General features: G+C 61.0%; 16 protein-coding genes. 11 read left to right on the plus strand and 5 right to left on the minus strand.

The features are described 5' to 3' along the window. Positions 1-149 precede the first annotated feature (149 nt). The 4 genes from groL to QJT78_RS35775 all read left to right on the plus strand — a co-directional run bounded on the left by groL (position 150) and on the right by QJT78_RS35775 (position 3,710). Positions 150-1,772 carry a chaperonin GroEL gene (gene groL, locus QJT78_RS35760; RefSeq protein ID WP_028153186.1) on the plus strand — a complete coding sequence of 541 codons (1,623 nt, stop codon included), beginning with the start codon at positions 150-152 and terminating at the stop codon, positions 1,770-1,772. Between the two features lie 88 nt (positions 1,773-1,860). Beyond that, positions 1,861-2,079, plus strand: a complete 219-nt coding sequence (locus QJT78_RS35765) for a ChaB family protein (protein WP_080584143.1) — start codon at positions 1,861-1,863, stop codon at positions 2,077-2,079. 307 nt (positions 2,080-2,386) lie between these two features. Then, positions 2,387-2,908 carry an Hsp20/alpha crystallin family protein gene (locus QJT78_RS35770; protein ID WP_028153185.1) on the plus strand — a complete coding sequence of 174 codons (522 nt, stop codon included), beginning with the start codon at positions 2,387-2,389 and terminating at the stop codon, positions 2,906-2,908. An 85-nt stretch (positions 2,909-2,993) separates the two neighbouring features. Continuing rightward, complete coding sequence (locus tag QJT78_RS35775) at positions 2,994-3,710, plus strand: CBS domain-containing protein (RefSeq protein ID WP_028153184.1); 717 nt, start codon at positions 2,994-2,996, stop codon at positions 3,708-3,710. A gap of 266 nt (positions 3,711-3,976) precedes the next feature. Here QJT78_RS35775 and QJT78_RS35780 read toward each other — a convergent pair whose 3' ends face one another. After that, entirely contained in the window at positions 3,977-4,726 is a 750-nt protein-coding gene (locus QJT78_RS35780; protein WP_080584138.1) for a trypsin-like peptidase domain-containing protein, read from the minus strand. Between the two features lie 217 nt (positions 4,727-4,943). Here QJT78_RS35780 and QJT78_RS35785 point away from each other — a divergent pair, with 217 nt between their 5' ends. The 3 genes from QJT78_RS35785 (at position 4,944) to QJT78_RS35795 (ending at position 6,628) form a co-directional block, all read left to right on the plus strand. Further along, positions 4,944-5,159 carry a hypothetical protein gene (locus tag QJT78_RS35785; protein ID WP_038944900.1) on the plus strand — a complete coding sequence of 72 codons (216 nt, stop codon included), beginning with the start codon at positions 4,944-4,946 and terminating at the stop codon, positions 5,157-5,159. 20 nt (positions 5,160-5,179) lie between these two features. Continuing rightward, positions 5,180-5,338: a hypothetical protein gene (locus QJT78_RS35790; protein WP_157789200.1), complete on the plus strand. Its 159-nt coding sequence runs from the start codon at positions 5,180-5,182 to the stop codon at positions 5,336-5,338. A gap of 261 nt (positions 5,339-5,599) precedes the next feature. After that, the gene (locus QJT78_RS35795) at positions 5,600-6,628 is read left to right on the plus strand and encodes a Tat pathway signal protein (RefSeq protein ID WP_162137023.1); all 1,029 of its coding nucleotides are present in this window, start codon (positions 5,600-5,602) and stop codon (positions 6,626-6,628) included. Positions 6,629-6,850: 222 nt separating this feature from the next. Here the strand turns inward: QJT78_RS35795 and QJT78_RS35800 are convergent, their stop codons facing one another. From QJT78_RS35800 to QJT78_RS35810, 3 genes are read right to left on the minus strand one after another with little or no spacing between them, the layout of a single operon-like run. Beyond that, complete coding sequence (locus QJT78_RS35800) at positions 6,851-7,630, minus strand: sulfite exporter TauE/SafE family protein (RefSeq protein ID WP_038953595.1); 780 nt, start codon at positions 7,628-7,630, stop codon at positions 6,851-6,853. A gap of 28 nt (positions 7,631-7,658) precedes the next feature. After that, positions 7,659-8,207 (minus strand): rhodanese family protein, encoded by a 549-nt coding sequence (locus tag QJT78_RS35805; RefSeq protein WP_038944896.1) that lies wholly within the window; start codon positions 8,205-8,207, stop codon positions 7,659-7,661. A 24-nt stretch (positions 8,208-8,231) separates the two neighbouring features. Continuing rightward, positions 8,232-8,561, minus strand: a complete 330-nt coding sequence (locus tag QJT78_RS35810) for a metalloregulator ArsR/SmtB family transcription factor (protein WP_028154547.1) — start codon at positions 8,559-8,561, stop codon at positions 8,232-8,234. Positions 8,562-8,654: 93 nt separating this feature from the next. On the opposite strand from QJT78_RS35810, the gene QJT78_RS35815 reads away from it, so the two are divergent. After that, the gene (locus tag QJT78_RS35815) at positions 8,655-9,542 is read left to right on the plus strand and encodes an MBL fold metallo-hydrolase (protein WP_038944895.1); all 888 of its coding nucleotides are present in this window, start codon (positions 8,655-8,657) and stop codon (positions 9,540-9,542) included. Positions 9,543-9,627: 85 nt separating this feature from the next. Here QJT78_RS35815 and QJT78_RS35820 read toward each other — a convergent pair whose 3' ends face one another. Beyond that, positions 9,628-10,281 (minus strand): DUF6064 family protein, encoded by a 654-nt coding sequence (locus QJT78_RS35820; RefSeq protein WP_049807945.1) that lies wholly within the window; start codon positions 10,279-10,281, stop codon positions 9,628-9,630. Between the two features lie 275 nt (positions 10,282-10,556). Between QJT78_RS35820 and QJT78_RS35825 the strand changes: the two genes are divergently transcribed. The 3 genes from QJT78_RS35825 to QJT78_RS35835 all read left to right on the plus strand — a co-directional run. Next, positions 10,557-12,089: a thymidine phosphorylase family protein gene (locus QJT78_RS35825; protein WP_038944894.1), complete on the plus strand. Its 1,533-nt coding sequence runs from the start codon at positions 10,557-10,559 to the stop codon at positions 12,087-12,089. Then, positions 12,086-13,006 carry a ribose-phosphate diphosphokinase gene (locus QJT78_RS35830; protein ID WP_038953593.1) on the plus strand — a complete coding sequence of 307 codons (921 nt, stop codon included), beginning with the start codon at positions 12,086-12,088 and terminating at the stop codon, positions 13,004-13,006. Before QJT78_RS35825 ends, QJT78_RS35830 begins: the two co-directional genes overlap by 4 nt. Beyond that, on the plus strand, positions 13,003-13,361 hold a 359-nt coding region (locus tag QJT78_RS35835; protein WP_281460443.1), incomplete at its 3' end, for an MBL fold metallo-hydrolase. The genes QJT78_RS35830 and QJT78_RS35835, both read left to right, overlap by 4 nt.

Consider the following 13,361-nt stretch of genomic DNA (forward strand, 5'->3'; position numbering starts at 1 on the left):
AAAGGGATCCGTCTACACCGGCAATGTTGCCGAACCGCGGCCGGCCGAAGATGAAGCTCACGTTGACCAGGATCAAGTTAAGCTAAGCCCAGTTGTACAAACTGGCACCCAGCCCGCATCGGCACCGGCAGCAAACCTGAGGCATTCAAATGGCGCACAAACAAGTCCTGTTTCACTCAGCGGCCCGTGAAAAAATCTTGCGCGGCGCATCTCTGCTCGCAGACGCCGTACGCGTAACCCTGGGCCCGAAGTCGAAGTCTGTTCTGATCCAGAAGGCGTGGGGCGCGCCGATTGTCTGCAACGATGGTGTTACCATTGCCAAGGAATTCGATCTGAAAGACGCGGAAGAGAACCTGGGTGCTCAAGTGTTGCGGCAGGCAGCCGAAAAGACCGGCGACGTCGTCGGCGATGGCACCAGCACGTCGACGATCCTTGCCCATGCTATCCTTTCGGACGGTGTTCGGAACGTGGTCGCCGGAGCGAGCGCGATCGACCTCAAACGCGGCCTGGATCGCGGGACACAGGCCGCCATCGCCGCTCTCCACGCTATGGCGAAGCCGGTCAAGACCAGGGCGGAGAAGGCCCAGGTTGCGACGATTTCCGCGCACAATGACGTGGCCATCGGTGAGCTGGTGGCGGATGCGATCGAGAAGGTCGGCGGCGACGGCGTGATCTCGGTCGAGGAGTCCAAGACGACCGAGACGCTCCTGGACGTCGTCGAAGGGATGAAGTTCGATCGTGGATTCCTGTCTCCCTATTTCGTCACGGACGCCGACCGGATGGAAGCCGTGTTGCAGGATCCCTACGTGCTGCTGTGCGATCACAAGATCGGCGCACTGCGCGATCTGGTGCCCCTGCTCGAGCAGGTCGCCAAAAGCGGTCGATCACTCCTCATTATCGCCGAGGACATTGAGGGTGAAGCGCTGGCGACACTCATCGTCAATCAACTTCGCGGCGTGCTCAAGGCTTGCGCCGTCAAGGCACCCGGCTTCGGCGATCGACGCAAGGCCATGCTCGAGGACATTGCGATACTCACCGGCGCGCAGGTGATTTCGGAAGAGATCGGCCTGAAACTGGAAAGCGCCACCCTGCAACAGCTCGGCCGCGCAGCACGCGTGGTCGCTGACAAGGAGAATACCACCCTGATCGGCAGCGGCGGCGATCGTGCTCGTATCGACGGGCGGCTGTCCCAAATCCGTGTCGAGATTGAGAAAACGACCAGCGAGTACGATCGCGAAAAGCTCGAGGAGCGTCTGGCCAAACTATCAGGTGGCGTCGCCGTGATCCGGGTGGGAGCACCGACCGAAGCCGAGATGAAGGCGAAGAAGGAAGCGCTCGACGATGCCATCAGCTCGACGAAAGCTGCGGTCGCGGAAGGCATCGTGCCGGGCGGCGGCCTTGCACTGCTCCGGACTGTCTCGGCTGTGGCCAAGGAAGAGGCCGCGTGCGAGGGCGACGAACGAACCGGCGTGCAGATCCTGAGGCGGGCGCTTGAGGCCCCTGCGCGCCAAATTGCCGAAAATTCCGCCACCGACGGCGGTGTCGTGGTCGCGCGGATGCTCGGCAGCGAAGGCAGCTTTGGATTCGATGCCGCCAGGAAGGTCTATGTCGACCTCGTGGAGGCCGGCATCGTCGACCCGGTCAAGGTCGTGCGGACTGCGCTTGAAAACGCAGTTTCGGTCGCAAGCGTGCTTCTTCTGACGGAAGCAACAATGACGGAGATTCCGGAGCCTAAGCGCGAGCGATTGCCTGAGACCGATATGGCGATATAGTGGCGGCGCGCCCCTGCCGCAAACTTGGCATTGCTCGGCACCGAGCGATGCCGGGATGAGATGGGATGATTTGGCGCAGGATCTAACGATGCCTTATCGTTCAAACGAAGACCTTCCCGCGAGGGTACGACGCAAGTTGCCGCCTCATGCCCGGAGCATCTACCGGGAGGTGTTCAACCACTCCTTTGCCTCGCATGTTGGAGACCTTCGGCAGGAAGAAATCGCGCACCGAACGGCCTGGGCAGCCGTGAAGCGCTCTTACTTAAAACTCGGCGGCCAATGGGTGCCGAAGAGACAGAATGCATAGCCAATCGGGTACTGGCCGAACAGGCCAGTGCCGCCAATCGATATGCTTCAGGCCCCCGACTATCGAGAAACGTCTGCTTCTCTGCCGCATTTTGACCGACCTGATGATTCTTGATCATTAACTCGCACCGCGTTGAGCAACACTCAGCTCGCAAGCCTTTCCAGGACATCCAGAATTGACTGCAGCCGGGCAGATCGAGAAATTTTCGGGGCGCCGCTCTCAATTTGAGCGAAATCAACCTCCCACGGATGGCCCTAAATATTCTGCTTCGCGACCGAGATGGTCAAACCTCGAAGGAGAAATCATCATGGCAACCGAGACAAAATTACCTGTCACGAAACCGTCCAGCGCGCCCGCAGTCGGCAGCGAGACATGGCGGCCGTTTCAGGCACTGAGAAATGAAATCGACCAGATCTTCGACGATTTCGGCAGCGGCTTCTGGAATCGGCCGTTCCGATCGCTCGCGCGGCTCGAACGCGACTTTTCCAGGTCGATCTCTGCGCCGGCCGTCGACGTCGCCGAAAGCGACAAGGCGTACGAGATCACGGCTGAGCTGCCTGGCCTCGACGAAAAGAACATCGACATCACGGTCGCAAACGGCGCCCTCACCATCAAAGGCGAGAAGCGGGAAGAGACCGAGGAGAAGAAGAAGGACTACTACGTCTCCGAGCGCCGCTATGGCGCCTTCGAGCGGCATTTCACCCTGCCCGACAGCGTCAATCCCGACAAGATCGAGGCGACGTTCAAGAACGGCGTGCTCAAGGTCACGCTTCCGAAGACCGAAGAGGCGCAAAAGCCGGCCAAGACGATCAACGTGAAGGCGGCCTAAGGGCCTCACTGAAGCGAGGCTGCCACGGCCGCAGCCTCGCTTCAATCATGGAAATCCGCGGCATTACCGACCTTGAGGACATATCATGCGCGCACATCATGTCATGACAAAGGACGTCGTCGCCGTGACGCCGCACACCACAATCGAAGAGGCTGCCAAGATCATGCTTCGGATGCACATCAGCGGCCTACCCGTCATCGACGACGCCGGCAACCTTGTCGGCGTCGTCTCGGAAAGCGACTTTCTTCGCCGCAACGAGATCGGCACCGGTCGCAAGCACGCCGCTTGGTTGAAGTTCTTCATGGGGCCGGCACGAGCGGCCACCGAATTCGTTCACGAGCGCGGCCGCAAGGTCGAAGACGTCATGACGCAGAAGGTCATCTCGGTGCAGGAGGAGACATCACTGGCCGATTTGGTCGACCTGATGGAAAAGCACGACATCAAACGCGTCCCGGTGATGCGCGGCCAGTCGCCGGTCGGGATCGTCACGAGGACGAATCTGCTACAAGCTATGGCAAGCCTCTTGCATGAAATTCCTGATCCAACCGCCGATGACGAGCACATTCGCGAGCGAATCACGCGTGCGGTCAACGCCGCCGACTGGCGACCGATCGGGTTTGAAGTGAATGTCCGCCGAGGCGTCGTTCATCTGCACGGCCTCATCACCACCGAAGAGGCCCGACGGGCGACGCTCATTGCCGCCGAGAACACTAGCGGCGTTAAGGAAGTGTACGACCACCTCCGCTATACTTACTCGGAGTTCTTAGCCGAGTCGGGCAAAGACATGAAGGCTGCGGGCTAGACCGCTCGCGGCGCGAGGCAACCATGCTTGAATGGATCGTTCGGATTCTCTTCGTTATTGCAGCGCCGATCACGGCGCTGTTCGTGTCGCGCAATGCGTTGAACTTCGGTTGATTCAGACCTTTGTTACAATGTTGCTCGTCACGGGGTCTGGTCGGGCTGGTTGCCGCCTATTCCGGACGCAGTCGACGCGCTCCTCACTGAACATCGATGCTTCCGCATGGAACTCCGGACGGGTCCGATCAACGCGGCAAGACCGAGAATACCCTATTGGGCAGCCACAAAAAGCCTCTCGACCGCTTCCACCGGTGCCGCAAATGCAAAGCCGCCTCTTCGCGCGACGATCACTCCGATCAGCCTACCCCGTAGATTCACCAACGCGCCTCCTGAGCTCCCTTGGCCCACAAGTACATCTGATTGGATTAGATCGCTATTGGCGATGCCTGGACACGACCGATGCAACGCTGAAACGATCCCTGATGTCACGCTCTGGCCCCAATCCTGGGGATTTCCGATGGCCAAGACCGGCTCTCCCACGTCAAGTGCGCCGGGTTTCTCCAGAGTCAGCGCGCGAAGGTCATCGGCTTCGATCCGGAGCAGCGCAACGTCATCACGCTCGGATCGGACCAGCACGGCAGCGCTCAGCGCTCGCCCATCCTGGAGCAACGCTTTAACGACCGTCGCGTTTGCAACCAGGTGATTTGCGGTGACGATCAGGCCCACCAAGGCATCCACGATGACGCCCGCTCCCTGCCATTCTCGAGGCAAGGGAGGATCTGGAAATCCAGCTTCCGGATCGAATATGCGCGACTCTGATGGCACGCCCCAGCCGCGTATCCCTACCACAGCCGGAGAGATGCGTTTTACGAGGGGAGCAAGACTTGTCGTCGAGGACGTCTCGCCTCGTTCTCTGTAGAGATCGTCGCCCCAACAGGCCCCGGACCCGACGACAAGCGCCAGACCCCACACGGAGAAGCTTATCCACCTTAGACATCGGCAAAACGCACTGCGTGACATAGGACACCGGCCCGGTGATCAGAGGAACGTCGCCTGAAGAGCCTACCGACCGGGGATCGGATGCAATTTGAGGCGCCTCAAACTCAGCCTCAGCCGCACCGCCTCCTTCCCTGGCCTACGGATACTTCCTTAGGTGAAGCCCCCAAATTTTTGTCGCCCGGCCGATAGCCTAGAAAGATTTCGCCCAGCACGCATTTGGCTCGACGAAGGGGCCCGCATGAATCACTCGATTTACACCGCGGATAAGGCAACGCACCTGAAGGTGGTTGTCTCTGTGTTGCTCACCAGCATCGCCATCGTGGCGACCACACTGACCGCCCGGCTGACCCACCCGGAAATAGACGTGCAGAAGGCGACGACCCAGACTGTCCACGAACCTCGTTCAAACCATGCTCTTACGGAGATCGTACAACGTGAGAGGCATCCGATTTAGATCGCCTGGAGGACCGTGAGATGACTAGCGAAGCAATCAAGGCGCTGATGATATTGGCGCTGTATGGCGTGCTCGAAATCACGCTCTTTTATTCGTCGATTGGACGATTTGCCAAGCGCTCCGCCCGCGCCCGTCGAGCGGAAACCCGCGAGTTTGCCAGTCGAGCACCGGAGGACTAGGCGTGCGCTCGTAAAGGCGCGGCGTCCGCTTCGGATTGCGGCCATTGTGGTCCGTCGGACTTTGCTGCTGTATTGCTTTGTCTACACGGACCGGTGCCAATGTCCGGATTGTTTGAAAAGCGCTCCGAGAAAGTCGGCCCACAGAGCGCCGATCGCAAAGCCCGCCGCTGTTGTTGCGCGGAGCTGACTGTCTGCGAGGCATGAATGAATCGTCGATCCGTGCTTTTCGGAACGGTTGCCATGTACGCAGCCCGCATGCCAATGGCCCGCGCCTCGCAGCCCTCGACCTACGAGGAGGCCGTGCATCTTGTGTGGCGTCCGCTCGACCCGGCGCGCGGAGCTCGCGAGCTCGTGCGCGCAGCGACGCTGGCCGCGAACAGCCACAACACGCAGCCATGGCGGTTCATCCTTTCCGACAACGTAATCACCATCCGTCCGGATCTCGCCCGTCGTTGCCCCGTGGTCGATTCCGACGATCATCACCTTTTTGCTTCACTTGGCTGCGCGGCTGAGAACATCGTGCAGGCTGCCCCGATGCTCGGCTTGAATGCCAATGTAGCAGTCGATACCGCCAATCCGGGCTCGGTCTCCATCGCTCTCAACCGCACTGCGCCGTCTCGCCACGCGCTCGCAGATGCGATCACGCAGCGCCAATGCACGCGTGCCAAGTATGATGGCCGTGCCGTGAACTCAGAGGACCTGCGCACGGTCGAGACTGCCGGCGCGCTAGGTGGCGTCGAGTGTTTCATTGTGACCGAGCGATCGCGCATGGAGGCAATTCTCGACTACGTCATTCAGGGTAACACGATGCAGATGCGCGATCCGGCGTTCATGTCAGAGCTCATCTCCTGGATCCGCTTCAACGATTCCGTGGCGATCGAGCGATTGGACGGGCTTGCCGCGCGGAGCTCCGGCAATCCGGCCCTGCCGACTTGGCTCGCGCGTCGCCTCCTGAAGTTCGCGCTCACCGAGAAGGGAGAGAACGACAAGTACGCCGAGCATGTTCGCTCGTCGGCTGGCATTGCCGTCTTCATCAGTCCGCATAACGACAAGGCAGGCTGGGTTGCTGCCGGACGCGCCTACCAGCGTTTCGCACTGCAAGCGACGATGCTCGGAATTCGGAATGCTCTTCTCAATCAGCCGGTCGAGGTCTCTTCCCTGCGTCCGCAGATTGCAGACTATCTGGGGCTTGGCGTCCGGCGCCCGGATCTGATCGTGCGATTTGGCCGCGGCGCATCACTGCCCCCCTCGCTGCGTCGGCCGGTGACCGCTGTGATCGATGCCTCGTGAGCCCGAGCGAAACTTTACTTGGATTCATTCTGGTGCCCTCATTTGTGCGAGTGCTCTGGTCTATTGGTCCCCACCTGGTCGAGTTCGCGGAACTCGGGGTGCCGGTGGCGGTTACGACCAGAGCCTCGACATTGCTGCCGACCTCGTGGGCGGCGCGTAAAAATCACCCCCGCTGTAGTCGTCCTCAAGGCGACCTTCTACCGCTTGTTTCGAAGTCTCCAATCACGTGAAGCCGAGATTGCGGGCCAGCATATAGATCGCCACCGCGAATATGAGGGCCGCGAATACGGTGTTCAATGCACCTTTACGCGCGGCGAGCGAGCTTGCCGAGCCGGCGCCGAGCATCCCGCCAAGGACTCCGCCGGAGATAAACAGGACGGCGAGATACCAATCCACCAAACCGGACAGAGCGTAGTTGGCCGCCGTCGTCAACCCGAAGGCAGTCACCGCCACCAGGGAGGAACCGACCGCATAGAGGATAGGCATGCCAGTGGCCGCAATCAGCGCCGGTACGATTAGAAAGCCACCGCCGATCCCGAAGAAGCCGGACAAGGCTCCCGTGAGACCTCCCAGGGCTAAGAGTTTCGGCAGGTTCTCTCGGTTAAGCCGGACCGATGGCTCGCCCGCGCCGGCGCGGCCCTTCAGCATCAGCGCGCCCACCGCCATCATGACGATAGCGAACAACGCCAGCAACTTCTGTCCTTCGATGACCTTGCCAAGGGTAGAGCCGAGAAAGGCGCCGGCCATGCCTGCGAGCGCGAACACGGAGGCGCAACGCCACTTCACGTTGCCAGCCCGAGCGTGGTTGACGAGGTTAACAGCAGCGTTTGCCGCAACTGCGATCGCACTGGTGCCGATCGCCACATGCGGATCCGACACCCCGACGAGATAGACGAGGAGCGGCACGGCCAAGATCGAACCGCCTCCTCCGACCAGCCCCAGCGAAAAGCCGACCAACGAGCCAGAGGCGAGGCCGAGCGCACCTTGGGTCAGCGACAGCATTGTGGCAACTCCTCACTTTAAAGCACTGTCACCCGGCTCGGGTGGGCAAGTCGTAGACGCTGCGGTTCCAAGGCGCGCGCATGAGAATGCGGGCCATGCCGCAAAAGCCCGTGACACCAGCCGTGACCAGCCCCGCACCGACGAAGGCCGGTACAGCGAAGAACCACGTCGATACGAAAAGCCCGAGCAGCGTGCCCACGACCGCAAGACTGCCAGCCCCGATTTGCACCTGGCGCTGAAGCTCCAGCGGTTGGCGCCGGTCGTTCACGACCGGCAGGCCGGCCTTGCGCCAGGAGTCGAGCCCGCCTTCGACGATAAAGGCCTCACAGGGGTCGCTCAGCTTCGCCGCGAGCCGTGGCGCGTTGGCCTGAGTGCGGGCGCCGCTTTTGCAATGAAAGATGACCGGCTTGCCCCGATGCAAGGCGAAGTCGGCCTCGTCGAGCTTCGACAGGGGAAGGTGCCGCGCGCCCAGAATTTTCTCGCGGGCGTGCTCGTCAGCTTCGCGGATGTCGATCAGGAGGGCGCCACTGTCGAGAAGGCGGCGTGCCTCGGCTGGCTTGATTGTGGGTAGTGACATGATTAGCTCCTCTACTTTCCTAAATCAGCTCTTCGCCTTGACGGGTTTGCAATAGAGCTCGTGCAGCGTCGCAAAGAGTTGCTCGATGCGCGGATCGGCGATCCGGTACCAGAGCGTCTGGCTTTCGCGCCGAAAAGCGACGAGGCCCTCCTCGCGCATCCTCGCGAGGTGCTGCGACAGCGCCGATTGCGACAGCCCCACGGCTTCCGCGAGGGCATTTACGTTGCTCTCGCCGCATTCGACGAGGTTGCACAGGATCATCAGCCGACGCTCGTTGGCGAGCGCGCGCAGGATTCCGGCGACCTCAACGGCCTGCTTTTCGAATGTCTCCAGATCGAAGGCCCGGGAGGCCATGAGCCAACTCCATATATTAGATATTGCTTATTTAGTAAGTACTAATATATATGTCAAGTTCAAACGAACCGGTGACATCAGAAGGTTCAAGCCATGTCAGGACAACCGATCATCCGAGCGTTCTTCGACGAGCCGACCAACACGGTGAGCTATCTGGTCGCCGATCCGGCGACCAAGAAGGCCGCTATCATCGACCCCGTATTTGACTACGACCACAACTCGGGCGAGGTGGACACGCGATCGGTTGCGTCCATGCTGAAGACCGCCGAAGAGGCGGGCTACACGATCGAATGGGTGCTCGAGACGCATGCCCATGCCGACCATCTCTCGGGCGCCCCCTTCATCAAGGCGAAGACAGGTGCCCAAATCGGCATCGGCGAGCACATCAAGGACGTGCAGCGCATCTTCCGCCCGATATTCAATGCCATCGACCTGAAGACGGACGGCAGCGACTTCGACCGCCTCTTCCGGGACGACGAGCGCTTCAAGATCGGCAAACTCGATGTGGAGGTGATCTTCACGCCCGGGCACACGCCCGCCGACGTCTCTTACAAGATCGAGGATGCCCTGTTCGTCGGCGACACCCTGTTCATGCCGGACTACGGCACGGCGCGGGCCGACTTCCCAGGCGGCGACGCGCACAAGCTCTACCGATCGATCAAGCGCCTCCTGGCGCTGCCGCCCGAGACACGGCTATTCATGTGTCACGACTATAAGGCGCCGGGCCGCGACACATACGCCTGGGAGACCACAGTGCGCGAACAGCGCGAGAAGAATGTCCAGGCCAAGGAGGGCGTCACGGAGGCTGAGTTCGTGGCTATGCGCCAGGCGCGCGATGCCACGCTCTCAGCGCCCAGGCTGCTGCTGCCTTCCATCCAGGTCAACATTCGCGCCGGCAAATTGCCGCCTGCCGAAGCCAACGGAGTACGCTATCTCACCATTCCCGTGACGCTGAAAGGAGGAGCGAAGACCTGCGTTTGAGGCAGGCCAGCCGCGATCGTCTGTGATGTCGTCTTCTGGACCCAGAGCAGACGGGCACTGAAGCAAGATTGCAGAACGCTACCGCTCACCGTGAGGAGGCTGACGCCAGCCTCTGGTCGCGGCCAGTGAGCAAAGCGGCTGATACGATTCCACTCACGAGCAGCACCCAGTCCTGCGGCACATGCAGCAGAATTGCCGCGCTGCCGCCGATGAGCGACCAGAGGATAGGAATAATCAGCAGCAGGCGGGGAATCGGTCGGATTGTAAGCAGCAACATCCCGAACGTGAAGATCGTGACGGGGCATGGCGTTACACCGAACGCAGGCAATTCCGTAAGGTCATGACCGGTCGCCACTCCAAGAAGCCAGTAGATGGCAGCCGCATAGAGAACGAATGCAATGCCAATCCATGCCGCCGGACCGTTGCTCCGGCCGAAAGTCACTCGACCCTGTAAGACACCAACGTATCCAAACGTCATGGCCTGAACTGCGAACAGCGCACCGAATGCATAGGCCATTTTGTTGATGGGCGCGAAAAATATCAAATGATAGATGACCCCCGTCCACGCCCACATCGCGGCAAGAACACCGGCGATGATCTCATCGGATCGTTTGCACCTGCGGAATACCAGTGCGAACGCCAGGCCCCCTATGATCAAGGCAACGATCTGCGCCGGCCAGATCGCGCTGTTGTAGCTTGCGAAGACCCCGAAAAATTGCTTGACAGAAAACGGCAACATAATCGCTGCTCCGCCTGCTATTTAACGTTAGCTGCTTCCGATGCCTGTCATTTGACACGGATCAAGTCGGAGGACTGTTGAAGAGCCCGCCAGCCCCCACTCCATTGCCGCGTACCTGGAGAGATTACGAGCACATCGGTCTCACTGAGACAGCCGCATCGCCGGCGCCCCACGACCTCTCCGTGCTTGAGGACCGGCGACGGGTTGATCTGTCGCAAACCGGGCTCCTCGGCGAACCCTATCCTCGCTTCACCGCGACAACGAAGTTTTCATCGATGAACGCCATTCCACCCGGCCGCGCCCAGCTCAGATCCCGCCGTGTCAATCTCGACACCGGCCGGGAAAACGTCGTTGTAATCTCCCGCCGCTCAACGGCGCTGCGGCCGGACCTGTTTCGAGGATTTTCGAGAGTCGAGCTGCGCAGCGGCTCGAAGACGCAGCTGGCGACGGTCCTTCTCACCGATGACGACAGCCTGGTCGGGCCCGACGAGCTTGGAATGGCGGAACCTGCGTTTCGGCGCTTTGGGCAGCCGGCAGGCAGCTACATTGCGGTCACCCCTGCCCCCTCCCCGCCAAGCCTGGACGCGGTTCGCGCCAAGATTCAGGGCAAGACGCTCGAGCCTCCCGAGATCGGCGCAATTGTCGACGATCTCGTGCATTATCGCTATTCGGATATGGAAATCGCCGCGTTCCTCGTCAGCTCCGCCAATTTCATGACATCCGGTGAGTTGATCGCTCTTACGGAGGCCATGGCGAGAGCCGGAACGCAGCTCAGATGGAATGCCAAGACCGTCGTCGACAAGCATTGCATTGGTGGCATTCCCGGCAATCGCACATCCATGATCGTGGTCCCGATTGTAGCCGCGCACGGGCTGACGATCCCGAAGACGTCGTCGCGCGCGATCACGTCGCCTGCCGGAACGGCCGACACCATGGAGGTACTGGCCCGGGTCGACCTCAGCGTCGAAGCGATGAAGGAAGTCGTTGCCTCCTGCAATGGCTGCCTTGCCTGGGGCGGGCATGTCAATCTGTCGCCGGCAGATGACATCCTGATCGGCGTCGAGCGACCGCTGGCGCTGGATACGCACGAACAGATGGTTGCATCCATTATGTCGAAAAAGCTGGCCGCCGGCTCGACGCATCTTCTCATCGACCTTCCGGTGGGGCCCAACGCCAAGCTTACGACTGCATCCCAGGCTATGCGACTCCGCAAGTTGTTTCAGTTCGTCGGCGACCGCTTTGGCCTCGAGGTGGAGGTCGTGACCACCGATGGACGGCAGCCCATCGGCAGCGGTATCGGCCCGGCGCTTGAGGCACAGGACGTGATGGCAGTGCTCGCCAATGAGCCCCAGGCCCCGCCCGATCTTCGTGAGAAGTCGTTGCGACTTGCCGCCCACCTTCTGGAACATGACCCCGACTTGCGCGGTGGCACCGGCTATGCACGCGCAAGCGAGCTCCTGGAGAGCGGGGCGGCGCTTCGGCAGATGGTGAAGATCGTCGAGACCCAGGGCCCAGCGCCTTCCGCGAGCGAAATCGGCAGCCTTACTCTCGACATTCACGCCGCAAGAGATGGTGTCGTCTCCGCGATCGATTGCTTGCGCCTCAACCGGCTGGCGCGAACGGCCGGCGCTCCGCTCGACAAGGGCGCCGGTATCAAGTTGTTCAAGAAGATCGGAAATCGGGTCGAGCAAGGCGAGCCGCTCTATCGCATTCACGCGTTCGAACCCTCGGGGTTTGACCTTGCTGTCGGCATGGCCCAGCTGGACTCTGCTTACTGGATCGAACCGCAAGCCGGGGCAGCACCATGATCCGGAGTGCAGTTCAATGGCTGCCCACTTCCACCCATTTCGGGCCTCGGCTTGCTGAAATTCTGGATGTTGTCGGCCATGAAATCATCTTGCATCGATTTCCCGATGGGGAGCTGAGGGCAACCGTCGGCCCGGCGGCAACCACCACGATAGTCTGTTGCTCGCTCAATCAACCCAACGAAAAGCTGATTGCGCTTCTGCTTGCTGCGGAGGCCTTGCGGCGCAACGGTGCCAAGCGGCTCGTGCTCGTTTCGCCTTATCTCGGCTACATGCGCCAGGATGCGGCGTTCCATCCGGGTGAGGCGATTAGTCAGCGCGCGATCGGCACTCTTCTGGCGAACAACTTCGATCGCGTTGTCACGCTTGATGCACATCTCCATCGCGCGCCGAGCCTCACGGGCATCTTTCCTGGAATTGAGGCCGATAATCTGTCCGCCGCTCCCGCTATCGAGGCACTGCTTCGCGGCGAGGCGGTTGCTGCCACGACAGTCGTGGTCGGCCCCGATGCAGAATCGCGCCCATGGGTGGCCGGTATCGCCGGCCGTCTCGGACTCCCCTACAGCGTGGCGCAGAAGGTCCGCCAGAGTGATCAATCGGTGCAGGTGTCGTTTCCCGATCCTGCGCTGTTCCCTGGTCGTCCAGCGCTGTTCATCGACGACATTGTGTCGTCCGGTGGGACGCTTACCGCCTGTGCGGAAGCTCTTGCCGCGTCAGGAGCCTCTTCTATCGAGGCCATCATCGTCCACGCCCTATTTCCGCCGGCGCTTATGACAGCGTTCGGTCGCGCCGGCATCCGTTCCGTCCGATCCACCAACAGCGTACCGCATCCAACCAACGCCGTCAGCCTTCACTATCTTCTCGCTCGCGCATTGCGGCGGGAAGTTGGTGGCATACCGGAGACTAGGAGCACCCCGTGAGCGTCACCATCCAGTTTTGCGGCGCCGCCCGCACCGTTACCGGCTCCTGCTACCTCTTTGTTACGCCGAAGGGACGATTCCTGGTCGATTGCGGGCTGTTCCAGGGACCGAAAACGTTGAAAGCCCTGAACTATGGTGCGTTCCCGTTTCGGCCCGAGGACGTCGATGCCGTGTTGCTGACGCACGCCCACATCGACCACAGCGGGCTCCTGCCGAAGCTCAAGCGCGATGGCTTTTCAGGCCAGATCCTGGCGACGCGCGGCACCATCGACCTCTGCTCCTACATGCTTCCCGACGCAGGCAACATCCAGGAAACGGAGGTTGCCGCCCTGAACCGCCGAAACGCCGCCCGAGG

Origin of the sequence: Bradyrhizobium sp. Mp27 (genome assembly GCF_029953005.1) — a bacterium.
GTDB classification, from domain to species: domain Bacteria; phylum Pseudomonadota; class Alphaproteobacteria; order Rhizobiales; family Xanthobacteraceae; genus Bradyrhizobium; species Bradyrhizobium barranii.

Coding starts and splice junctions, on each gene's coding strand:
- QJT78_RS35830 (WP_038953593.1), top strand. CDS start 12,086: ATGATCCGGAGTGCAGTTCAATGGCTGCCCACTTCCACCCATTTCGGG.
- groL (WP_028153186.1), top strand. CDS start 150: ATGGCGCACAAACAAGTCCTGTTTCACTCAGCGGCCCGTGAAAAAATC.
- QJT78_RS35800 (WP_038953595.1), bottom strand. CDS start 7,630: ATGCTGTCGCTGACCCAAGGTGCGCTCGGCCTCGCCTCTGGCTCGTTG.
- QJT78_RS35780 (WP_080584138.1), bottom strand. CDS start 4,726: ATGTCACGCAGTGCGTTTTGCCGATGTCTAAGGTGGATAAGCTTCTCC.
- QJT78_RS35795 (WP_162137023.1), top strand. CDS start 5,600: ATGGCCCGCGCCTCGCAGCCCTCGACCTACGAGGAGGCCGTGCATCTT.
- QJT78_RS35815 (WP_038944895.1), top strand. CDS start 8,655: ATGTCAGGACAACCGATCATCCGAGCGTTCTTCGACGAGCCGACCAAC.
- QJT78_RS35785 (WP_038944900.1), top strand. CDS start 4,944: ATGAATCACTCGATTTACACCGCGGATAAGGCAACGCACCTGAAGGTG.
- QJT78_RS35805 (WP_038944896.1), bottom strand. CDS start 8,207: ATGTCACTACCCACAATCAAGCCAGCCGAGGCACGCCGCCTTCTCGAC.
- QJT78_RS35810 (WP_028154547.1), bottom strand. CDS start 8,561: ATGGCCTCCCGGGCCTTCGATCTGGAGACATTCGAAAAGCAGGCCGTT.
- QJT78_RS35825 (WP_038944894.1), top strand. CDS start 10,557: ATGAACGCCATTCCACCCGGCCGCGCCCAGCTCAGATCCCGCCGTGTC.
- QJT78_RS35790 (WP_157789200.1), top strand. CDS start 5,180: ATGACTAGCGAAGCAATCAAGGCGCTGATGATATTGGCGCTGTATGGC.
- QJT78_RS35770 (WP_028153185.1), top strand. CDS start 2,387: ATGGCAACCGAGACAAAATTACCTGTCACGAAACCGTCCAGCGCGCCC.
- QJT78_RS35820 (WP_049807945.1), bottom strand. CDS start 10,281: ATGTTGCCGTTTTCTGTCAAGCAATTTTTCGGGGTCTTCGCAAGCTAC.
- QJT78_RS35765 (WP_080584143.1), top strand. CDS start 1,861: ATGCCTTATCGTTCAAACGAAGACCTTCCCGCGAGGGTACGACGCAAG.
- QJT78_RS35775 (WP_028153184.1), top strand. CDS start 2,994: ATGCGCGCACATCATGTCATGACAAAGGACGTCGTCGCCGTGACGCCG.